Source organism: Allomuricauda ruestringensis DSM 13258, assembly GCF_000224085.1.
GTDB classification, from domain to species: Bacteria; Bacteroidota; Bacteroidia; order Flavobacteriales; family Flavobacteriaceae; genus Flagellimonas; species Flagellimonas ruestringensis.
In genome coordinates, this window is the sequence record NC_015945.1 from 2,139,928 (window position 1) to 2,162,619 (window position 22,692).

Genomic DNA, 22,692 nt, shown 5'->3' on the forward strand with positions numbered 1-22,692 from the left:
AACATTGTTGATGGGGCTTTTTTTAGGGAATATTTTTTGATTAAAAATTACTTTGAACCAAATTTGACCTAAGTTTAGTGGGTGAACCATTGTGTTTTTCCAATTGTCCCTTATATCTGCCTATGAAAAGATTTCTTTCCGTCTTTTTTCTGACTTTTATTACCTGCGTTACTGCACAGACTAAAATTGAAGGCGTAGTTACCGACGATAGTGGCATGCCCATTGCCTTTGCCAACATCATTTTTGCAAACTCTTCCGAAGGAACCATTACCAATGATAACGGGCGCTTTTATATGGAGTCCGACGAAACCTATGATGCCATCAAAGTATCTTTCATTGGTTACGAGACCAAGGAAATTCCCTTGGAGCAAAAGGTGAACTATGGCATGGAGATCATACTTACAGAATCTACTGAGCAACTTCAAGAGGTAATCGTTTATACGGGTAAACAATCCAAAAAAAATAATCCGGCCATCGATATTTTAAGAAAGATCTGGTCCAAAAAACGGGAGAACGGAGTACGCAAGTTTAAACAGTACCAGTACGATAAATATGAAAAAATTGAGTTTGACCTCAATACCATCGACAGTGCCTTGATCAAAAGTAAACTCTTCAAAGGGTTGGAGTTTATGTTCGAGGACTTGGATACATCCCGAATCACAGGAAAAACCTATTTACCCATGTTCCTCAACGAAACATTTTCCAAAGTGTATGGCGATAATGTAATGGATAGGGAAAAAGAAGATGTTTTGGGAAATAAAAGTTCAGGTTTTAGTGGTAATCAGGCCATAACCGCTTTTGTGGAGGATTTATATTCCGATTACGACATTTACGATAATTACCTTAAGTTTTTTGATAAAAGCTTCACCAGTCCCTTGTCCAAAACGGGAATTGATGTCTACAACTACGTCTTGTCCGACAGTACCTTTATTGACAATAAATGGTGCTACAATATTATTTATTACCCGAGGCGTAAAAACGAACTCACCTTTAAAGGGGACTTTTGGGTGAACGATACCACCTTTGCCATCAAAAAAATTAACATGCAGGTTACCAAAAGTGCCAATATCAATTGGGTGAAGGAAATCTATATAGAGCAGGATTTTGAGGTGGTCAGCGATTCTGTTTTTCTCTTGAAGCGGGATTATATGTTGAGTGATTTTAGTTTTTCAAAAAAAGAAGAATCACGGGGAGTGTATGGAAAACGCACCACGGTTTTTGATAATTATAATTTTGATAACCCACGTCCAGAAAATTTTTACAAGGCAGTTGCCGACCCGTATGACCCAAGGGTTTTCTCGCAGGATATCGTTTTCTGGAAAAATGCCCGTTTGGAAAGTTTGAACGAGGATGAGTCGGGAATCTTTAAACTGCTGGATACCTTAAAAACTGTTCCCAAGTTCAGGACATACTACGATATCGTCAGTATTTTAGGGTCCGGATATGTGGAAATAGACAAATGGAATATCGATATTGGTGATATCTACAGCACCTTTGGTTATAATGATGCCGAAGGTATTCGTATGCGGGCCGGTGCACGGACCTATTTTGGACAGAACGATATGTGGCGTTTGGAAGGATATATGGCCTATGGTTTTGATGATAAAAAATTTAAGCACGGGTTTTCGGGCAAGTTTTTGCTCGATAGAAAAAACCGACTCATTGTATCTGGAGGAAATCGAAGGGACATTGAACAATTGGGACTTAGTCTTACCAGTACCAATGATGTAATGGGAAGAAGTATAGCCTCATCCTCCTTGGTTACCGTGGGTTCCAACGACCGTCTAACAAACATTAATCTGTCAACCCTGAATGTGGAGATGGAGCCCGTTAAAAACTTCAAGATCAATGTGGGCGGTTCCTTTAGGACCTTGAGCTCTGCTTTACCTGACGCATTTAGTCTGGATTATGTTGACCCGGCTTCACCCACGGGCATTTCATCCGAAATAAAACAGTTTGACCTTAACACCACATTGATCTATACACCGGGCAAGCGTACCATTGGTTACGGAGTGGAACGCTCCAGCATTAATGATGATTACAGCACCTTGGTCCTCAAATACACCAAAGGTGTGGATGGATTTTTGGAAAGTGATTTTGACTACGAGAAAATCCAATTCTCTTACCAACAGCCATGGCAAATAGGCGGTTTTGGTAGGTTGACCAGTAGTGTTGAACTTGGAAAAACCTTTGGGGAAGTGCCTTTGGGGCTGTTGAGTGTAATCCCGGGTAACCAGACGCTATTTTCATTGTATAATGTATTTCCCAATCTGGATTTCTACGAGTTTGTTACCGATACCTATGCTACGGTGCACTTGGAACACAACTTCAATGGTAGATTATTCTCGCGTATTCCATTATTGCGTAAACTCAATCTTAGGGAAATTGTAGGAGTCCGAGGTGCTTGGGGACAATTGTCCGAGGAAAACATAGCCTTGAGTGCCCCGACCAATATTCCTTTAATGGCTCCAGAGGACCAAGTGTATTGGGAATATTCTCTTGGTGTGGGGAACATTTTTAAAATACTTCGGATTGACTTTAACTTTAGAGGAAACTACCTCGATAATCCAGATGCGAGAGCATTTGGGATAACTGGAACCTTCGGATTTAGCTTTTGATCAAAGGCGGCCCTTTGGGTTTTACTGAAATTGTCATTCCCGTGAAAAACGGGAATCCAAATAACGGAATTTTGGTTTTTGAACTAAAGGGTGCAAATAAAACAAGTGAAATACATCTACGGCTCTGCCTCTTTGATTGTTCGTTTCAAGAAATTCTTTTATTTAATACGAAACAGCCAATTTATACGCCCTATTCCAGTTATACTGGTTATTTTTGCACAATAAATTTATCACTAACATGTCTAAAAAACCACGTATTACCTTTGATGTACTGGTAGAAATACCCAAAGGTAGCAGAAACAAGTACGAATACGATTTTACCCTCAACAAAATTCGATTTGATCGAACCTTATTTTCCTCAATGATGTATCCGGGCGATTATGGGTTTATTCCAGAAACCTTGGCCTTGGATGGCGACCCGTTGGATGTATTGGTCCTGTGCACCGAGCCAACCTATCCGATGGTGGTGATCGAGGTAAAACCTGTTGGGGTTTTTCACATGACCGATGAAAAAGGTCCTGATGAAAAAATTATCTGTGTTCCGGTTTCCGACCCAATTTGGAGCAAAAGAGATGATATAAGTGAATTGAACCCACATCGATTAAAGGAGATTGAGCACTTCTTTCAAGTATATAAAGATTTGGAAGAGAAGAAGGTAGATACCGGAGGATGGGGAGACGTTAACGAGGCCGTTAAAATATACCATGAGTGTGTACAACGCTACGAAGATAGCGACCACAAAAAAAGGCGGGCTTACACGATATAAATTACCTAAATATAACTTTAAAAAAATGCGCTTTTAATAATTAAAGGCGCATTTTTTTTATTACTTCGTATTTTACTACATTAGCTGGCATTAAAAATTTCTAAATAATCTAACCTATGGATTTAATCGTAAAATTTTTGCCTGTATTTGGTGTCTTGGCCCTCCTGTATGTATTCATCAAGAATGTATGGATTTCAAAACAAGAGGTCGGGGACGAAAAAATGGCAAGGATTGCAAAGAACATTGCAGATGGAGCAATGTCATTCTTAAAGGCCGAATATAAAATACTGAGCATCTTCGTGGTCTGTGTGGCCGTTTTGCTCTTCTTCAAGGGAAGCAACGAAACAGGTTCCAACGGCATGGTGGCCGTTTCCTTTATTGTAGGGGCCATCTGTTCCGCTTTGGCCGGATTTATCGGAATGAAAGTCGCGACCAAAGCCAATGTAAGAACTACCAATGCTGCAAGAACCTCTCTTGGTAAAGCCCTTGAAGTGGCGTTTGCCGGTGGAGCCGTAATGGGGCTTGGTGTTGTGGGACTTGGTGTTTTGGGATTGAGCGGTCTCTTTATGATTTACAGTGGGCAAGGCTGGGAACTTGCCGAAATTTTAAATGTACTCTCCGGTTTCTCCCTTGGCGCATCTTCCATAGCACTTTTTGCCCGTGTAGGCGGTGGTATTTACACCAAAGCTGCCGATGTTGGAGCCGATTTAGTTGGTAAAGTAGAAGCAGGAATACCTGAAGATCACCCATTGAACCCTGCAACCATTGCAGATAATGTGGGGGATAATGTAGGGGATGTGGCCGGAATGGGTGCCGACCTTTTTGAATCCTATGTAGGTTCTATAATTGGTACTATGGTATTGGGTGCGGTTTTTGCCGGATTGCCGGAATTTCAAGCTGCTTTTGATGGCCTTGGTGCCGTATATTTACCTCTGGCCTTAGCTGCCATAGGTATCATAATGTCAATCATCGGTACATTCTTCGTACGGGTTAAAGATGGAGGAAACCCTCAAACCGCATTGAATATTGGTGAGTTTGGATCAGCTGGTTTAATGTTGATTGCTTCATACTTTATCATCAACGCAATGTTGCCCGAATCTTGGGTGGAAGGCGGGAAAGAGTTTACAGCTATGGGAGTTTTCTGGGCGACTATTGCTGGACTTGTTGCTGGACTTTTGGTAGGTAAGGTTACCGAATACTATACAGGAACAGGAAAAAAACCCGTAAACTCCATTGTACGTCAATCAGAAACAGGGTCTGCAACTAACATTATTGCAGGTCTTGGTGTTGGAATGATGTCCACGGCCATCCCAATTATTTTGATTGCTGCAGCAATTTTGGTATCTCACTACTTCGCTGGTCTGTACGGAATTGCCATTGCGGCCGTAGGGATGTTGGCGAACACTGGTATTCAGCTTGCAGTTGATGCTTATGGACCTATCTCGGACAATGCAGGAGGTATTGCGGAAATGGCCGAATTGCCAAGTGAAGTCCGTGAGCGTACCGATAAATTGGATGCTGTTGGAAACACCACAGCGGCCATTGGTAAAGGTTTTGCCATTGCGTCTGCTGCATTGACCGCACTTGCACTTTTCGCAGCCTTTATGAAGACAGCTGGAGTTACATCCATTGATGTGTCACAGCCTGATATTATGGCGGGACTCTTGGTAGGAGGTATGCTTCCGTTTGTGTTCTCCGCTCTTTCCATGAATGCGGTGGGTAGAGCTGCCATGTCCATGATTGAGGAAGTACGCCGTCAGTTTAAGGATATTCCAGAATTGAAAGCTGCCTTGGCCGTTATGCGTAAGTATGATTCGGACCTTTCCAAAGCAAGCAAAGAGGATATGGAGACTTTTGAAGCCGCAGATGGTAAAGCAGAATATCAAAAATGTGTGGAGATTTCCACACAGGCATCCATCAAGGAAATGGTGTTGCCGGGATTGTTGGCCATCGCCGTTCCAGTTGCCGTAGGGTTTATTGGCGGAGCTGAGATGTTGGGCGGACTTTTGGCAGGTGTAACCACCGCTGGAGTTTTAATGGCCATATTCCAATCCAATGCTGGAGGTGCTTGGGACAATGCCAAAAAGACCATTGAAAGCGAAGGCCGTAAAGGTAGCGATGCCCATAAAGCAGCCGTCGTAGGTGATACTGTTGGTGATCCTTTTAAGGATACGTCGGGTCCTTCCTTGAATATTTTACTCAAATTGATGTCAGTTGTGGCCTTGGTGATAGCTCCTAGTTTGGTGAGCCTTGCTCCAGCTGATGAAGTAGGTATGATGAAAGCGGATGGTACTATGATCACCATTACAGAAGAGGGCATGAAAGAAACAAAGGCTGTTGAAAAACAGATCCGAGTAGAGGTAAGCAATACTGAAGATGGAGCTTACAAAGCAGTTGTTACTTCTAGTGCAAAAGTTAATGGGGAAGTAGTGGAGGAAACCAAAGAGCTTATGGCCGACACCAAAGAAGAACTAGAAAAAAAGATACAAGCATATAAGAGTGCCGAGGCAAAGGATTAGCTCGCGCTTTATAGCAAAGCTGGAAAAACCACGCCCAATGGCGTGGTTTTTTTATGCTGTCACATCGAGCGCAGTCGAGATATATTAGTTTAATTTAAACGTAATGGGAATGGAATACGGTACCTTAACAGGTGTTCCTCTTTGTTTTCCCGGCTCTAGTCTCGGTAATTTTGAAATAATTCGTGCGGCCTCCTTTTCCAGACTTTCGTGAGGCCCTTTTAGTCTTACATTCCCAATGCTACCATCTTTTTGTACTGTAAAAATAACGCTTACCCTGCCTTGAAGTCCCATTTCTTGGGCAATTTCCGGATAACGGAAGTTTTTGCGAATGTGTTTTAGCATCTGTGATTGAAAACACGCTCGCTTGTCTTTTTCGGTCTTTTCATTTTCACAACCAGGAAAAATGGGGGCGTTTTCAATCAGGACAAAAGGGATTTCTTCTGGAATGTCGTTGTCTGCAACTTCAATACTTTCAACGGGAGCAATTTCGGTGTCTTGATCAGGCTCCGAAGCTTCTATTACAGTTTCTTCAATATCATCTTCGTCATCCGCAATTTCAATTTTTGGTGGTGTTTTTATTTTAGGTTTGGGTGGGTCAGGTAGTTTCAGTTTCAGAATGGTCGCATCTTCGATTAATTCTTCATCAACTTTTAAACCACTAACATCCCACGAATCATTGTTGTGATAGGTTTTCCATTCCAAGGCCAAATAGGCCATCAGAAGTACCAAGGTCATCCCTACAAAAAAGAAGAGTAGGCTGTTTCGTCTTACATCAAGTTGTGGATTTTTTTTCGGTTCCATAATTTTCAAAGTTTTTGGCCTAAAAAGGCATAGTTAATAGCAGTGGGCTCATCCCAATCCTAAACTACTTTGAAAAAGAACCAAAGTAAACCACTAATGAGCGAACGGGTTATTTGGTTGAGGGAAATGGAAAACTAATTTTTATTCCACTACGGCCTGATAGATTAAAGCCCGTAATTTTCCATGATCATCAATATCCCCCGAGGGAATCAATTGTGTAAAGTAAACCACTACCAATTCTTCTTTTGGGTCTACCCAATAGGAGGAATGATAAGCACCACCCCATCCATATTCACCAACGGATCCTGGGGTGCCCCTAGCTCCTAAATCTTCCACAATGGAAAAACCCAAGCCAAACCCAGTGCCTCCCACCCATGGAAAGGTTGCTTTGCCCAAGTGATTTACCGTCATAAGTTCAACGGTTTTTGGGGAAAGGATGCGTTTTCCATTCAATGTTCCTTTGTTGAGCATCATCTGCAGGAATTTAGCATAGTCCATTGAGGTACTTAAAAGTCCAGCTCCACCGGAAAAACTCTTTCGAGGGCCTTCCACATAAGCGCCTTGCCCAACCATGCCACCAGGGTTAGGTGCGCGCTCCAAACCATTCTCTGAGGGGGAATACACTACGGCCAAACGTTCTTTTTTAGCTTCGGGAAGGTAAAAATGAGTATCGGTCATACCCAATGGGTCAAGAATGTTTTCTTGTAAAAAAACATCTAAAGTTTTTCCTGAAACCACTTCGATCAAAGCACCAAGAATATCGGTGTTGTAACCGTAAACAAATTGTTCCCCAGGTTGCGACTCAAAAGGCAGGTCTGCCATTCGGGTTACTGTGGCCAAGATAGGTTCTTCCCGATCGGCAAAATACCATCCTTGGATTTCAGCTTTTTCCCAGAGATCGGCTGCGGTTCCTTCCCCATAAGAAACCCCAGAGGTATGAGTTAGTAAATCGCGGATGGTAATGGGTCTATTGGCTTTAACAATGTCGTAGGAGCCATCATCCTTACTTACGGCAACCTTGGTTTCCATAAAAGCGGGAATATATTTTCCGACCGGGTCGGTAATCAATAGTTTCCCTTTTTCTTGAAGCATCATAATACCTGCACTTACAATGGCTTTGGTCTGGGAGGCTATCCTGAACATGGAATTATTGGTCATGGGAATATCGTTCTCTAAATCATTCTTCCCAAAAGATTCAAAATAGGCAACCTTGCCTTTTCGAGCTACAAGAATTGTGGCTCCCGGTAATTCATCCTCATGAATATAATCCTGAAAGGTTTGGGATAAAATTTCCAAACGTTCGGAAGACATACCCGCTTCTTCGGGCGAAACTTTGATGAGTTCTTGGGCATTAGTGGTAAAAAAGAGGAGGAATGCAAACAGTAAAGTTGCATATTTGGTTGGTTGCATTGTTTTCATGTGACTTAATATTGGTTTGTTTAGCGTGCAAAAGCATCTAAATATACCTAATATTTTGTCCGCAAAGAAGAATTGGGAAAGGTAGTCGAGTAAAAAAGTCCCTACTCGAACAATCCATGGATTTCCCCATCAATACGGTTGATGACTTCGCCCAAATCTTCCGGATTGTCCACAAAGTCAAGATTGTCCACATCAAAAATCAACAGTTTCCCTTTTTCATAGGTGTTTACCCATGCTTCGTAGCGTTCGTTCAAGCGGCTGAGATAATCAATGGAAATGGAATTTTCGTAATCACGACCACGTTTGTGGATTTGGCTAACCAAGTTGGGGATGGAACTACGCAAGTAAATTAAAAGGTCCGGGGGCTGTACCAAGCTTTCCATTAACTCAAAAAGACCTTTGTAATTTTCAAAATCACGGTTGGTCATAAGGCCCATGGCATGCAGGTTGGGGGCAAAAATATGGGCATCCTCATAAATCGTCCGATCTTGGATCACACTCTTTCCACTTTCCCTGATCTTTAAAATTTGACGGTATCTACTGTTCAAAAAGTAAATCTGGAGGTTAAAGCTCCAACGTTCCATCTGGGTGTAAAAATCGTCCAGATAGGGATTGTCCACTACATCCTCAAAATGGGCTTCCCATTTATAATGTTTTGCAAGTAAGTTTGTTAAAGTCGTTTTTCCAGCGCCAATATTTCCTGCTACAGCAATATGCATGGGGTGTAAGTGTTTTAAGTTGGTGTTTATTGATCAGGGAGTTTTTAATCATCGCAATATACAAAGTATATCCGCTTGAAGAAAAAAAACTGGTTCAAATGGATGATCTTGCATTGGCTGCAAACAAAGTTTTATAATATGTTCCAAATACGTACTTTTGCGCTTCAGAACGAGGAAAGATTTGACTGATTGCAACCTCGGCACCTTTAATTGGGTACACGAAAAATGCTAAAGCAGTTCATGCCAGCTCCAGTTGGCATCTCTTCATCAAGGGTTTGGAACTTCTTCGCACTTTTTTGTCAAATCTTCAATTTTAAAAAAGAAAAATGGCGTATTTGTTTACATCAGAATCCGTTAGTGAGGGACATCCAGATAAGATTGCGGATCAGATAAGTGATGCATTGCTGGATAATTTTTTGGCCTTTGACCCCGAGAGTAAAGTGGCGTGCGAAACTTTGGTAACCACAGGTCAGGTAGTTTTGGCCGGCGAGGTGAAAAGTCATACCTATGTGGACCTACAGAGCATAGCCAGGGAAGTGATCAACAAAATCGGCTACACCAAGGGAGAATATAAATTCAGTGGCGATTCTTGCGGGGTTATTTCATTGATTCACGAGCAATCGCAGGACATCAATCAAGGAGTTGATCGCGGTACCAAAGAAGAGCAAGGTGCGGGCGACCAAGGAATGATGTTTGGTTATGCTACCACGGAAACTAACAACTATATGCCTTTGGCATTGGATATTTCACACAAAATTTTGGAGGTGTTGGCCGGTCTGAGAAGAGAAGGAGCCCGAATTCCATATTTGCGTCCCGATGCAAAAGCGCAGGTAACCATTGAGTATTCGGATGATAACATACCGCAACGGATAGATACCATTGTGGTGTCCACTCAGCATGATGAGTTTGACTCCGACGAAGCCATGTTGGCCAAGATAAAGGACGATATCATCAATATTTTGATTCCTGAAGTGAAAAAATTATTGCCTGAGAGCATTCAAAAATTATTTACGGACAACATCAATTACCACATCAACCCAACTGGAAAGTTTGTGATTGGAGGACCGCACGGTGATGCTGGTCTTACGGGAAGAAAGATTGTGGTGGACACCTACGGTGGAAAAGGTGCCCACGGAGGTGGTGCTTTTAGTGGAAAAGATCCGAGCAAGGTAGACCGAAGTGCTGCCTATGCAGCCCGGCACATGGCCAAAAACTTGGTAGCTGCCGGTGTTGCAGGAGAAATTTTAGTGCAGGTGAGCTATGCCATTGGAGTGGTTGAGCCCACATCTATTTTTGTAGATACCTATAAATCTTCCCATGTGGATATGTCGGATGGCGAGATTGCCAAAAAAGCATCGGAATTGTTCGATATGCGACCTTTTGCCATTGAAGAACGCTTAAAACTTCGGAATCCTATTTATTCGGAAACGGCTGCTTACGGTCACATGGGTAAACAATCCAGAACCGTTACCAAGGTTTTTGAATCTCCTTACAATGGAAGAATTGAAAAAGAAGTGGAACTTTTCACTTGGGAGAAATTGGATATGGTGGACAAGGTGAAAGAAACCTTTGGTTTATAGGTTTAAGCTATTTCATTGAATAAAAAAGGAGGCTGTCTTTAGTTGGATTTTGGTCAACCTGAACTTGATTCAGGTTCTCATACTGATTTGTTTGAGATTCTGAAATGAATTCAGAATAACGCATTTCCATACTTTTTGGATAGCTTTTTTATTGGCATACTCCCGTGAACTTTAGTAGCTTTAGCATATCAAAAAGAGAACATATGAGAAGTTCCGTTAGAATCCTGTTTCTAAGTATTTTAATGTTGTTTGTAACCGTGAGTTGCAAAAAAACGGTAAAGACCGAAGTCCAAGAGGTTGATACTTATGTAGCTGAGAATTACACCAAAAAAGAAGTGGACATTGAAATGCGGGACGGGATAAAACTGCATACCACCATTTACTCCCCGAAGGATACTTCCAAAGCGTACCCCATCATTATGCAACGTACGCCCTACAGCTCCAGACCTTATGGAGAGGGTAATTTTAGAACCAAAATAGGTCCTAACGAGCATTTGATGAAAGAAGGGAACATCATCGTTTACCAAGATGTTAGGGGAAGATGGCTCAGCGAGGGACATTACGAAAATATGCGAGCCTACATTCCGAATAAAACTTCCGATGACCAAGTGGATGAAAGCTCTGATACCTACGATACTATTGAATGGTTGGTGAACAATGTGGAAAACAACAATGGCAATGTGGGTGTTTGGGGAATATCGTATCCAGGATTTTATGCTACTTATGCTACCGTGGATGCGCATCCAGCGTTGAAAGCCGCTTCACCACAGGCCAGTATAGGGGACTTCTTTTTTGATGACTTTCACCACAATGGTGCTTATTTGTTGAGCTATTTCAGGGCAACTTCTTTGTTTGGAACACCGCGTCCCAATGGTGACCAGCCCATTGATACAGCTTGGTATACCTTGCCAGAACTTCCAACGGAAGACCAATACCAATTCTTTTTGGATGCGGGGCCGCTCAAAAATTTGGATTACTTTTTTGAATACGAAACCGCCGACACCCCTACAATGCGTCCCGAAGGAGTTACCGATGATTTCTTTTGGAACGAATTGAAGGAACATCCGAATTATGATGCTATGTGGCAAAGTAGGGGACTTATTCAGCACTTGAAAGATGTGAAGAGCAGCGTGGCCACGATGGTAGTGGGAGGTTGGTTTGATGCTGAAGATCTTTATGGGCCTTTGGAAACCTATAAAAACATTGAAAAGTACAACGAGAACAATTACAATACTATGGTCTTTGGACCTTGGGACCACGGAGCTTGGGCCAGGGACAAACAGCGCAATGCTGTGGGAAACTACTATTTTGGGGATTCCATTTCTTGGTTTTTTCAAGAAGAAATTGAGACGAAGTTCTTCAACCACTTCCTTAAAGGAGAAGGCGATAAGAATTCGGGATTACCCGAGGCTTATGTGTTTGATACCGGTAGAAAAGAATGGAAAAAGTATGATGACTGGCCACCAGAGAACGCCACCAAACAAACTATGTACCTGTCCGAAGATCAAGAACTCACTTCGGAACAAAAAGGAACCACGGGAATTCAATTTATTAGTAATATAAAAAAACCTGTTCCCTATTCCGAAGATGTAAAGACAGTTTTCACCCCAAGAAAGTATATGACCGATGATCAGCGTTTTGCCGCCCGTCGTTCCGATGTGCTGGTTTTTGAAACCGATGTGATGGAGGAAGACCTCACTTTGGCAGGAGATATTTTGGCTAAACTTAAAGTGGCCACCACGGGCACGGCTGCCGATTGGATTGTCAAGGTCATCGATGTGCACCCAGGGGATACAGAGACAAACGAAGAAATGCAGGACCACCTCAAAATGAGCAATTACCATTTAATGGTAAGGAGCGAGGTGCTCCGTGGTCGCTTCAGGAACAGTTTTTCGGAGCCAGAGCCATTTACGCCCAACAAAAAGACGGATGTGAACATCAAGCTTCAGGATGTGTTCCACACCATCAAGAAAGGACATAAACTACAAATTCAGGTGCAGAGTACCTGGTTCCCGCTTATCGATTTAAACCCACAGACCTATGTGGAGAATATCTTTAAGGCGGATGAGTCTGATTTCAAAACACAGACGCATACCGTTTTCACAGATTCCAGTGTTGAGTTTACCGTGTTGAAATAAATAGTAGAAGTTCGTGGACAGGCTCATGTGATGAAATTTTCCTAAAAGATTAGGAAAATCAAATTTTCCATCAGTATATTTGTCGTTCGAAGTTCAAACAAGTATTGATTAGTTATCAAGAAAGGTGGAGGGAGTAGACCCTTTGAAACCTTAGCAACCCTTGGCCCCCTAGTGTCGAGAAGGTGCTACATTCTATCCCAGTTGGGTATAGATAACGACAATCGACCATTTTCGATTTCATTTTCTTATAACTTTTTGATTTTCTTACGCCCACGGGCTAAGAGTTTGACTTTTTAATTTTTCGTTTTAACAATTAAAAAAACAAAGTCATGAGCGATCAAAAATTTTCTACCAATGCCCTGCACGCAGGACACGATGTAACAGCAAACGGAGGAACAAGAGCGGTGCCCATTTATCAGAGTTCTGCCTATGTGTTCAACGATTCCGACCATGCTGCCAACCTTTTTTCCTTGGCAGAGTTCGGTAACATTTACACTCGTATCAATAACCCGACCAATGATATTCTTGAGCAACGATTGGCCGCTTTGGAAGGTGGAATTGCCTCAGTCGTCACAGCTTCGGGCACCGGAGCTATAAACACGGCATTGTTGGTGTTGCTCAAGGCCGGGGACCACATTGTGGCTTCCAATAGTTTGTATGGAGGTACGTACAACCTTTTTAGCGTTACCCTGCCTCGTTTGGGAATCACCACAACATTTATAGATCCATCGGACCCGTCCAATTTTGGTAAAGCCGTAAAAGAGAATACCAGAGCTTTCTTTGTGGAATCCTTGGGCAACCCAAAGTTGGATGTACTGGATTTAAAAGCAATCTCCAAAGAAGCAAAAGCAGCGCAGGTACCATTTATTGTGGATAATACCGTTGCTTCACCAGCACTATTGAACCCAATCGAACACGGGGCCAATATCGTCATTCATTCCCTTACCAAATACATCAATGGCAACGGGACGGCTCTGGGTGGAGCTATAATAGATGCAGGTAATTTTGATTGGGCCAGTGGTAAGTTCCCGGAATTCACTGAACCTTCTCCGGGATATCACGGATTGGTCTATCACGATGCACTTGGAGCCGCGGCATATATTGCCAAGGTCCGGGTGGAAGGATTACGGGATCACGGGGCATGCTTGAGCCCTTTTAATGCCTTTCAGATTATTCAAGGATTGGAAACCTTGGAAATTCGCATGAAAAAGCATAGTGAAAATGCCCTGGCATTGGCACAATGGCTGGAAACCAGGGATGAGGTTGAGTGGGTAAACTATCCAGGGTTGGATTCCAATACCTATAAAGCCTTGGCAGATGAATACTTGCCCAATGGACAAAGTGGTATTGTTACCTTTGGTGTCAAGGGAGGGTATGAGGCCGCCAAGAAGATAGCCGACGAGACCAAACTATTTTCGTTGTTGGCCAATATTGGCGATACAAAATCCTTGATCATCCATCCTGCGAGTACAACGCACCAACAGTTGAGTGCAGAAGATCAGGGATCCGCAGGGGTAACCCAAGATTTGATCCGATTGTCCGTAGGCTTGGAAGATTTGTCCGATTTAAAGGCAGATTTAAAAAATGCCTTTGCAAGTCTTTAATCGGAGTTAATAATGTGATGGAATAGCTATGTTAAAGTATCTGAAAATAGAAAGGTTTAAAACACTGAGTGGCAGCGAGCAGGAAATAGAGTTATCCTACCAGACATTTGGGAAACCCTTGCATACGGCACCTATAATCTTGGTAAACCACGCGCTCACCGGTAATTCCAATGTGGCTGGGAAAGATGGATGGTGGTCCGATCTGATCGGGGATGGAAAATGTATCGATACAGAGAAGTACACCATTGTATCCTTTAATATTCCGGGCAATGGTTTCGATGGATTTATTATCGAAAACTATAAAGACTTTGTAGCCGGAGACATCGCCAGAATGTTTCTCTGGGGATTGGAGCAATTAAAGATCGATAAATTGTTCGCCATTATCGGCGGCTCTTTGGGAGGTGGCATTGCTTGGGAAATGGCCGCCATCAATACAAATATTACGGAACACTTGATTCCTGTGGCGTCTGATTGGAAATCTACGGATTGGTTGATTGCCAATTGTCAGATTCAAGAGCAGTTCTTGGTCAATTCCAAACAACCCGTACACGATGCCCGTATGCACGCTATGTTGTGCTATCGTACTCCGGAATCGTTCAAAGAACGATTCAAAAGAAGTACCAACGAGGAGCTTCAGGTGTTCAACGTGGAATCTTGGTTGATGCACCATGGTGAAAAACTGCAAGAGCGTTTTCAGTTGTCCGCATATAAGTTGATGAACCAATTGTTGAAATCCATCGACATTACCCGTAATGGGGAAGAAGCCTTTAAGGCTTTGCAGGACAGTGACACCAAAATTCATATCATCGGGGTAAATTCCGATTTGTTTTTCACAGCAGAAGAAAACAAAGAGACGTTTAAAAGGTTGGCCCAGGCCAACACCAACGTAACCTATGGCGAGGTGCAGTCCGTACACGGTCACGATGCCTTTTTGATGGAGTTCGAACAATTGGAAAAATTGTTGGAGACTGTTTTTCACACGAACACCGAGCGCATCAAAATTTTAAAGTTTGGTGGAAAATCTCTGGCCAACGGAGAAGGTATTGAGCGCGTGTTGAATATCATCAGGAAAAGGCATCAAGAAGAAGAGCATTTCGCAGTGGTAGTTTCTGCCAGAGGAAAGGCGACGGACCAATTGGAAAGCTTGCTCGACAAAGCAGCCAAGGGAGCTGATTTTCAGTCGGACTTAAAAAAGTTCACCAACTATCAGAAAAACAATTTTGTTGGTCTAGATATTGATGAGGAACTGACCACCATTGAAAAAATATTGAACGGGGTTTCCTTAACAGGGGATTACAGCCTCAAAACCAAGGATGAAGTATTGTCCTTCGGCGAACTGATATCAGGTAAATATGTGACTGCTGCGTTGAACGCAAAGGGAATCAAAGCAGAGCTCTTGGATTCTCGTAAACTCATCAAAACTGATGATAGTTATAGCAATGCGGAGGTAGATGAGGGACTTTCCAAAGAAAATGTGATTCGATATTTCCACAACCTGAAAGCTGGGACCATTTCTGTTGTTACCGGTTTTATCGCTTCCAACAAAGAAGGGGCGACCACTACTTTGGGAAGAAATGGAACCAACTATTCAGCAGCCCTGTTGGCCAACTTTTTGGACGCTGGCGAGCTAATCAACTATACCCACGTGGACGGTATTTTTACTGCCAATCCAGATTTGGTGCAAGATGCCAAGTTGATTGATGTGATTTCCTATGGCGAGGCGAACGAATTAGCCAATTTTGGCGCCAACATTCTGCACGCGAAGACCATAATTCCGTTGATCGAGAAAAATATTCCATTGCGCATATGCAACACCTTCAACGATGAAAGCGAAGGAACATTGATAGGGCCAAAAACTGACAATGGCGGAATTAAATCCCTTTCGGTGCTCGATAACATGGCCCTGATCAATTTGGAGGGTAGGGGACTGCTCGGAAAAGTGGGTGTCGACATGCGGATTTTTAGAGCTTTGGGCCAAAATGGCATTAGTGTCGGAATTGTTTCCCAAGGATCTTCGGAACGGGGCATTGGCCTTGTTGTGGACGAATCCAAAGCCGATAAGGCCAAAAAAGTGCTGGACCAAGAATTCGAGACGGATTATTCATCGCAAGACATCAACCAGATTTCGGTAGTTAAGGATGTCTCCGTTATCTCCATCGTTGGGATGGATTTGAGCAGCTTCCACAAACCGTTCAATGCATTGGCGAAAAACCAAATCACGCCCTTGCTGTTCAACAACACGGTTACTGGCAAGAATGTGAGTATGGTGGTGAAGAAATCCGATTTGAACAAGGCCATCAATGTGATTCATGGGCAGATCTTCGGAATTGCGAGGAAAATCAATCTGGCATTGTTTGGACATGGCAATGTAGGAGGCACGCTGATCAGTCAGGTTTTGGATTCAAAAAGCAGTATTGAGGAAAGAAAAAGTATTGACTTAAAAGTGTTTGCCGTAGCAAATTCCAAAAAAGTACTTTTGGATGCTTCAGGAGTTGGTGCCGATTGGAAAGAACGTTTGGAAAAAGAGGGGCAACCCTATCAAATTGAAGATATTATAGCCTTTGCGAAACAATATCATTTGGAAAACCTGATCGCGGTGGACAATACGGCGAGCAATACATTTGTAGAGCAATACGAATTATTGATCGAGCACGGCTTCGACTTGGTTTCATCAAACAAGATTGCAAACACGCTGAGTTTTGAGAAATATAAATCGATTAGGAAGTGTTTGGATAAAAATCAAAAGCAATATCTCTACGAGACCAATGTAGGGGCAGGGTTGCCTCTAATTGATACCATCAAATTGTTACACCTTTCCGGAGAAAATATTACGCGAATCAAAGGAGTATTCTCTGGATCATTAAGTTATATTTTCAATACCTTTTCAGAGAAGGATGTTTCTTTTTCAGAAATTGTAAAGGAAGCTATGGAAAGCGGCTTTACCGAACCTGATCCAAGGGAAGATTTATCTGGTAATGATGTGGGAAGGAAATTGTTGATTTTGGCTAGGGAACTAGATCTTCAAAATGAGTTTTCCGATATTGATGTACAAAACCTGATTCCCGAAGAGCTTCAAACCTTGGATTTTGAAAAATTCATGGAACGCATCGGGGAAATGGATAAAATCTATAAGGAGGTCAAAGAGGGCCAAGAACAAGGGCACGTGTTGCGCTATGTGGGTGATTTGCATGGTGATTTACAGCAAGATAAGGGTGTTTTGGAGGTGAAATTGATTTCTGCGCCCAAAGAAAGTGCCTTGGGGCAGGTAAAAGGTTCCGATTCCATTATTGAGATCTATACGGAGTCCTACGGGGAGCATCCCTTGGTGATTCAAGGAGCTGGAGCTGGGGCGGCCGTAACGGCAAGAGGCGTATTTGGAGATATTTTAAGAATAGCAGAAAAGATATAACTTCGACTACGCTCAGTTACCGTGTTTTGGGTGCTGGTGGCTGAGCGTAGTCGAAGTCACCAATAATAATAAGTAATGGAGAAGAAAAAATTCGAGACAGAAGCGATAAGAACACAAATGGAGCGCAGTCAAAATTTGGAACATTCCAGTCCAATTTACATGACATCGAGCTTTGTTTTCGAAGATGCTGAAGATATGCGCGCATCTTTTGCGGAGGAAAAGGACCGGAATATTTATTCCAGATATTCCAATCCCAATTCGAACGAACTAATCGAAAAAGTGTGCAAGATGGAAGGTGCGGAGAATGGTTTTGCCTATGCCTCGGGCATGGCAGCAGTTTTTTCCACCTTGGCGGCCTTGCTGGATGCCGGCGATCATGTAATATCATCCAAGAGTATTTTTGGTTCTACCCATACCCTGTTCACACAGTTTTTTCCGAAGTGGAATATTGGCACCAGTTATTTTGATGCCAATGACCTTTCCACTATTGAAGGATTGATCCAACCCAATACCAAGATCCTTTATGCTGAAACACCGACCAACCCCGGAGTGGATGTGCTGGATTTGGAAGTTTTGGGGAAAATCGCCAAAAAACATGGACTCATATTTATTATCGACAACTGTTTTGCGACCCCTTACTTACAGCAACCTATAAAATTTGGTGCTGATTTAGTGATTCACTCAGGAACCAAGTTAATGGATGGTCAAGGAAGAGTGCTTGCTGGAATCACGGTAGGGAGCGGTGAGTTGATGGATAAAGTATATCGTTTTTCCCGTATCACCGGCCCTGCATTGTCACCGTTCAACGCGTGGGTGCTGTCCCGCAGTTTGGAAACCTTGGCGATTCGAGTGGACAGGCATTGTGAAAACGCCTTGAAATTGGCGACCTATTTGGAAGGTCATGATAAGATTGAATGGGTGAAATATCCATTTTTAAAATCCCATCCAAAACATGAAGTCGCCAAAAAACAAATGAAAGCTGGTGGTTGTGTTGTTGCTTTTGAGGTAAAAGGAGGTCTGGACGCAGGCAGGGAATTCTTCAATAGTATTGAACTATTATCCTTATCTGCCAATTTGGGTGATGCCCGAAGCATTGTTACCCACCCCGCATCCACCACGCACAGTAAGCTCACCACAGAAGAACGTAAGGCCGTGGGAATCTCCGATGGAATGGTCCGGGTGTCCGTGGGCCTAGAGCATATCGATGATATTATTGCTGACATTGAGCAGGCTTTAGGATAACCTTTCTTAAAATTGGTTTTAGAGGTAGATTGTTAATTTTCCCTATATTCGTGCGATGCTCTCCAAGAAGACAAAATACGGACTCAAAGCACTTACCTATCTTGCAAAAGTCGAGGGACGGGAACCTGTCCAAATCGCCGAAATAGCCAAGCAAGAGAATATTTCCCAAAAGTTTTTGGAAAGTATTTTGCTCACGCTCCGCAGAAATGGACTTTTGGGCTCTAAAAAAGGTAAGGGTGGGGGGTACTACCTAATTAAGGACCCAGAAGACATACTCATGACCACCGTAATGCGGGTTTTGGAAGGACCAATTGCGATGGTTCCCTGTGTGAGCTTAAATTTCTACGAAAAATGTGATGACTGTCCGGATGAGGTGGAGTGCTCTGTTCATAAGCTAATGCTTCAAGTAAGAGACAGTGCACTGGATGTCTACCGGAACAATACGCTAGCCGATTTACTTTAATTCGTTCTTCAATTAAGGAATTTCAGATTCAAAATTCTCAAAATTCGCTATTTAACATCGATAATCTACTAAAACTATAGGGTAAAAGTAAATTTATGATTCATTTTGCTTTTTGTTCTGAAAAATAATTTTACTTTTGAAATTCCTACTAATCAAGTAGGGTAATAAAAGAATGTAAATGATTACTGATCAGTTGATAATAAAAAGCGACAAGGAGCAAAGTACTTATGCAAAGGACAACGCTTCGGAAAGCCCCAAAAGAAGTGTCGTAAAATCCATAAGTTGGAGAATTGTGGGAACTCTGGATACTATATTGATATCTTGGGTCGTAACAGGGACCTTAAGTATGGCTTTTTCAATTGGATTGGTGGAACTGGTCACCAAAATGGTGCTTTATTTTTTTCACGAGAGAATATGGAACTCCATCAAATGGGGTAAATAAAATTAATGGCAATGGCATTGACGCAAGAAGAAATACAGAATTTGAACCGCCAGTTTAAGGGCATTCCGCCAGAGGAAATCATATCATGGGCAATAAGTCATGGTAAAAAATCCGTGGTCACCACTAATTTTAGACCTTATGAAGTGGCCATCCTCCATGCAGTTACCGAAGTGGATAAAAGCATTCCGGTAATATGGTGCGATACGGGCTACAATACACCTCAAACCTATAAACATGCCGAAGAGTTGATTTCCAGATTGGGACTCAACATAAAATTATATGTACCAAAACAGACAAGTTCCCACCGCGATGCAGTTATGGGGATTCCACAAATAGATGATCCTTTGCACAAAGAGTTTACAGAACAGGTGAAGTTGGAACCTTTCCGCAGGGCAATGGCCGAGCACAAACCAGATGTTTGGTTCACAAACCTACGCAAAGGTCAAACCGCCCACAGGGATTCCTTGGATGTTTTGAGTTTGAGCAAAGACGGCGTACTTAAAGTGAGCCCATTTTACCATTGGAGCGATACCCAGTTGGATGCTTATTTAAAAGCACAGGGTTTGCCGAACGAACATAAATATTTTGATCCGACTAAAGTATTGGCGAATCGCGAATGTGGTTTGCATACCTAATAAAATAGTAATTGTCCCTTGAGCATAAGCACGAGGTAAAAACAAAATTGAACTTTGAGTACACTTACAGAAGAAATAAAAAAACCAGAGACCTTGAACGGTGTTGAAAGACCAAACGCAAATGCTCTGGAACATGAGGCAATTTATATTATGCGCGAAGTGGCGGCACAGTTTGAAAAACCTGTACTGTTGTTTTCCGGAGGAAAAGATTCCATCACATTGGTACGTTTGGCCCAAAAAGCATTTTGGCCCGCCAAAATACCTTTTCCCTTAATGCATATCGATACGGGCCACAACTTTCCCGAAACCATCGAGTTTAGGGACAGATTGGTAGAAGAACTAGGTGTGGAACTGATTGTACGAAACGTTCAGGACTCCATTGATGAGGGAAAAGTAGTTGAAGAGACTGGTAAATATGCCAGCAGGAATATGTTGCAGACCACAACCCTGTTGGATGCCATTGAAGAATTTAAGTTCGATGCCTGTATAGGAGGGGCCCGAAGAGATGAGGAAAAGGCAAGAGCCAAAGAGCGTATTTTTTCAGTGCGTGACGATTTTGGACAATGGGACGAAAAGAACCAGCGACCAGAATTGTTCGATATGCTCAACGGTGAAATCGAAATAGGACAAAATGTACGAGTGTTCCCAATAAGCAACTGGACAGAATTGGATGTTTGGAGCTATATCCAAAAAGAAAACATAGAAATTCCATCCATTTACTTTGCACACAAAAGGAACACCTTCCTGCGGGATGGTTTGATTTGGTCTGCCGAGGATGATGTGGTTTTTAGGGCCGATGATGAGCAAGTGGAAGAACGAATGGTACGTTTTAGAACCGTGGGAGATATGAGCTGTACCGCAGCAGTGGAATCCCATGCCGACACCATAGATAAGGTAGTCTCCGAAATCAGGGACTCCAGAATCTCGGAAAGGGGAGCTCGAATTGATGACAAACGTTCCGAAGCCGCCATGGAAAAGCGGAAGCAACAAGGTTATTTCTAAAAAACAAAAGTCATTTCCACGAAGGTGGAAATCTAAAAAGACAAAGCATTGGAAGTATTAAAAATAGCAACAGCAGGAAGTGTAGATGACGGTAAAAGTACCTTGATCGGAAGATTGTTGTACGATACAAAATCAATGACCGACGATAAATTGGAGGCCATTGAAAGAACCAGCAAACAAAAAGGATACGATTATCTTGATTTTTCTTTGGCCACTGATGGTTTGGTAGCAGAAAGAGAACAGGGTATCACTATCGATGTAGCCCATATTTACTTTTCCACACCAACCAAAAGTTACATCATTGCCGATACTCCCGGACACGTGGAGTACACGCGAAATATGGTTACCGGAGCTTCTACTTCTCAAGCATCCATTATTTTGATTGATGCTCGAAAAGGAGTGATTGAGCAAACACACCGTCACTTTTTTATCAATAACCTTTTGAGGGTGAAAGATGTGATTGTTGCCATCAACAAAATGGACTTGGTGGATTTTTCCGAAGAAACCTATAACAAAATCAAGGCCGATTTTTCAGAATTGATGGGGAAAAGGGATTATCAAGATCAAAATATAACCTTCATACCCGTTAGTGCCTTAAAGGGTGACAACGTGGTGAATCGTTCCAAGCAAACGCCTTGGTACAAAGGCCAAACACTCTTGGAGCATCTGGAGGAGTTGGACCAGAAGGATATTTATAACACGGGTACTCCACGTTTTCCCGTGCAGTATGTAATTCGTCCAAAAACTGAAGATTTTCACGATTTTCGTGGTTTTGCTGGAAAAGTATATGGCGGAGAGCTTAGTGTAGGCGACGAAGTAGTGGTATTGCCATCGATGACACAGTCCAAAATAAAGGCCATTTATTTTTATGATAAGGAATACCAAACAGCACCAAGACGATCCTCGGTTACCATTACTTTGGAAGATGAGGTGAATGTAAGTCGAGGGGATATGTTGGTAAAAGCCGGTGATTTGCCCACTGTGGATAAACAATTGACCGCTACCGTATCTTGGATGGACAGTGACAACTTTACACCAGGTGGAAAGTACATGCTTCAACATGGGGTGAATAAAGTACTCGCCAAGGTGGATGCCATTGAGCATAGGATTCATCCAGATTATTCCGGAATTGAAGAAAATGTAACTTCACTTCAAATGAATGATATTGCCAAAGTGCGCTTTAAATTGAACAAACCTATTTTTTATGATAGGTTCAAAGATCACCGTACCAACGGTTCTTTCATTATAATCGACAGTCGAACAAACACAACAGCAGGCGTAGGATTTATTGAATAATATTCTTTTACCTCGGTAGGAGAAAGGGGGTGCTTTTTT

16 protein-coding genes and 1 riboswitch are annotated in these 22,692 nt (G+C 42.5%); of the genes, 13 read left to right on the plus strand and 3 right to left on the minus strand.

The features are described from left to right. Positions 1-122: 122 nt before the first annotated feature. The 3 genes from MURRU_RS09590 (at position 123) to MURRU_RS09600 (ending at position 5,903) form a co-directional block, all read left to right on the plus strand. The gene (locus MURRU_RS09590) at positions 123-2,618 is read left to right on the plus strand and encodes a DUF5686 family protein (protein ID WP_014033264.1); all 2,496 of its coding nucleotides are present in this window, start codon (positions 123-125) and stop codon (positions 2,616-2,618) included. Positions 2,619-2,856: 238 nt separating this feature from the next. After that, the gene (locus MURRU_RS09595) at positions 2,857-3,384 is read left to right on the plus strand and encodes an inorganic diphosphatase (protein ID WP_014033265.1); all 528 of its coding nucleotides are present in this window, start codon (positions 2,857-2,859) and stop codon (positions 3,382-3,384) included. Positions 3,385-3,500: 116 nt separating this feature from the next. Beyond that, entirely contained in the window at positions 3,501-5,903 is a 2,403-nt protein-coding gene (locus MURRU_RS09600) for a sodium-translocating pyrophosphatase (protein WP_014033266.1), read from the plus strand. Between the two features lie 84 nt (positions 5,904-5,987). Here the strand turns inward: MURRU_RS09600 and MURRU_RS09605 are convergent, their stop codons facing one another. From MURRU_RS09605 to MURRU_RS09615, 3 genes are all read right to left on the minus strand, one after another. Continuing rightward, on the minus strand, positions 5,988-6,704 hold the full coding sequence (locus MURRU_RS09605) for an energy transducer TonB (protein WP_014033267.1): 717 nt from the start codon (positions 6,702-6,704) through the stop codon (positions 5,988-5,990). A gap of 141 nt (positions 6,705-6,845) precedes the next feature. Continuing rightward, positions 6,846-8,123, minus strand: coding sequence for a serine hydrolase domain-containing protein (locus tag MURRU_RS09610; RefSeq protein ID WP_014033268.1), 1,278 nt, complete (start codon positions 8,121-8,123; stop codon positions 6,846-6,848). A gap of 101 nt (positions 8,124-8,224) precedes the next feature. Further along, positions 8,225-8,842: a deoxynucleoside kinase gene (locus tag MURRU_RS09615; RefSeq protein WP_014033269.1), complete on the minus strand. Its 618-nt coding sequence runs from the start codon at positions 8,840-8,842 to the stop codon at positions 8,225-8,227. A 326-nt stretch (positions 8,843-9,168) separates the two neighbouring features. Here MURRU_RS09615 and metK point away from each other — a divergent pair, with 326 nt between their 5' ends. From metK to MURRU_RS09665, 10 genes are all read left to right on the plus strand, one after another. Then, complete coding sequence (gene metK, locus MURRU_RS09620) at positions 9,169-10,422, plus strand: methionine adenosyltransferase (RefSeq protein ID WP_014033270.1); 1,254 nt, start codon at positions 9,169-9,171, stop codon at positions 10,420-10,422. A 203-nt stretch (positions 10,423-10,625) separates the two neighbouring features. Continuing rightward, positions 10,626-12,560 (plus strand): CocE/NonD family hydrolase, encoded by a 1,935-nt coding sequence (locus tag MURRU_RS09625; RefSeq protein WP_014033272.1) that lies wholly within the window; start codon positions 10,626-10,628, stop codon positions 12,558-12,560. 109 nt (positions 12,561-12,669) lie between these two features. Continuing rightward, a riboswitch (SAM riboswitch) is annotated at positions 12,670-12,778 on the plus strand. A gap of 111 nt (positions 12,779-12,889) precedes the next feature. Further along, positions 12,890-14,164, plus strand: coding sequence for an O-acetylhomoserine aminocarboxypropyltransferase/cysteine synthase family protein (locus MURRU_RS09630; RefSeq protein ID WP_014033273.1), 1,275 nt, complete (start codon positions 12,890-12,892; stop codon positions 14,162-14,164). A 28-nt stretch (positions 14,165-14,192) separates the two neighbouring features. Further along, entirely contained in the window at positions 14,193-17,573 is a 3,381-nt protein-coding gene (gene thrA / locus MURRU_RS09635) for a bifunctional aspartate kinase/homoserine dehydrogenase I (RefSeq protein ID WP_014033274.1), read from the plus strand. A 75-nt stretch (positions 17,574-17,648) separates the two neighbouring features. Next, positions 17,649-18,815 carry a trans-sulfuration enzyme family protein gene (locus MURRU_RS09640; RefSeq protein WP_014033275.1) on the plus strand — a complete coding sequence of 389 codons (1,167 nt, stop codon included), beginning with the start codon at positions 17,649-17,651 and terminating at the stop codon, positions 18,813-18,815. 55 nt (positions 18,816-18,870) lie between these two features. Next, positions 18,871-19,278, plus strand: coding sequence for an RrF2 family transcriptional regulator (locus MURRU_RS09645; protein ID WP_014033276.1), 408 nt, complete (start codon positions 18,871-18,873; stop codon positions 19,276-19,278). A 178-nt stretch (positions 19,279-19,456) separates the two neighbouring features. Next, positions 19,457-19,720, plus strand: a complete 264-nt coding sequence (locus MURRU_RS09650) for a DUF2061 domain-containing protein (RefSeq protein WP_014033277.1) — start codon at positions 19,457-19,459, stop codon at positions 19,718-19,720. A gap of 11 nt (positions 19,721-19,731) precedes the next feature. Further along, positions 19,732-20,355 (plus strand): phosphoadenosine phosphosulfate reductase domain-containing protein, encoded by a 624-nt coding sequence (locus MURRU_RS09655; protein WP_014033278.1) that lies wholly within the window; start codon positions 19,732-19,734, stop codon positions 20,353-20,355. 93 nt (positions 20,356-20,448) lie between these two features. Beyond that, positions 20,449-21,357, plus strand: a complete 909-nt coding sequence (gene cysD / locus MURRU_RS09660; protein WP_041801923.1) for a sulfate adenylyltransferase subunit CysD — start codon at positions 20,449-20,451, stop codon at positions 21,355-21,357. A 48-nt stretch (positions 21,358-21,405) separates the two neighbouring features. Then, on the plus strand, positions 21,406-22,653 hold the full coding sequence (locus MURRU_RS09665) for a sulfate adenylyltransferase subunit 1 (protein WP_014033280.1): 1,248 nt from the start codon (positions 21,406-21,408) through the stop codon (positions 22,651-22,653). Positions 22,654-22,692 lie beyond the last annotated feature (39 nt).

Excerpts from the sequence above, each read along its gene's own strand:
- MURRU_RS09625 (WP_014033272.1), top strand. The coding sequence starts at position 10,626 with ATGAGAAGTTCCGTTAGAATCCTGTTTCTAAGTATTTTAATGTTGTTT.
- MURRU_RS09615 (WP_014033269.1), bottom strand. The coding sequence starts at position 8,842 with ATGCATATTGCTGTAGCAGGAAATATTGGCGCTGGAAAAACGACTTTA.
- MURRU_RS09630 (WP_014033273.1), top strand. The coding sequence starts at position 12,890 with ATGAGCGATCAAAAATTTTCTACCAATGCCCTGCACGCAGGACACGAT.
- MURRU_RS09650 (WP_014033277.1), top strand. The coding sequence starts at position 19,457 with ATGATTACTGATCAGTTGATAATAAAAAGCGACAAGGAGCAAAGTACT.
- thrA (WP_014033274.1), top strand. The coding sequence starts at position 14,193 with ATGTTAAAGTATCTGAAAATAGAAAGGTTTAAAACACTGAGTGGCAGC.
- MURRU_RS09610 (WP_014033268.1), bottom strand. The coding sequence starts at position 8,123 with ATGAAAACAATGCAACCAACCAAATATGCAACTTTACTGTTTGCATTC.
- MURRU_RS09645 (WP_014033276.1), top strand. The coding sequence starts at position 18,871 with ATGCTCTCCAAGAAGACAAAATACGGACTCAAAGCACTTACCTATCTT.
- MURRU_RS09640 (WP_014033275.1), top strand. The coding sequence starts at position 17,649 with ATGGAGAAGAAAAAATTCGAGACAGAAGCGATAAGAACACAAATGGAG.
- MURRU_RS09605 (WP_014033267.1), bottom strand. The coding sequence starts at position 6,704 with ATGGAACCGAAAAAAAATCCACAACTTGATGTAAGACGAAACAGCCTA.
- MURRU_RS09595 (WP_014033265.1), top strand. The coding sequence starts at position 2,857 with ATGTCTAAAAAACCACGTATTACCTTTGATGTACTGGTAGAAATACCC.
- MURRU_RS09600 (WP_014033266.1), top strand. The coding sequence starts at position 3,501 with ATGGATTTAATCGTAAAATTTTTGCCTGTATTTGGTGTCTTGGCCCTC.
- metK (WP_014033270.1), top strand. The coding sequence starts at position 9,169 with ATGGCGTATTTGTTTACATCAGAATCCGTTAGTGAGGGACATCCAGAT.
- MURRU_RS09655 (WP_014033278.1), top strand. The coding sequence starts at position 19,732 with ATGGCATTGACGCAAGAAGAAATACAGAATTTGAACCGCCAGTTTAAG.
- MURRU_RS09590 (WP_014033264.1), top strand. The coding sequence starts at position 123 with ATGAAAAGATTTCTTTCCGTCTTTTTTCTGACTTTTATTACCTGCGTT.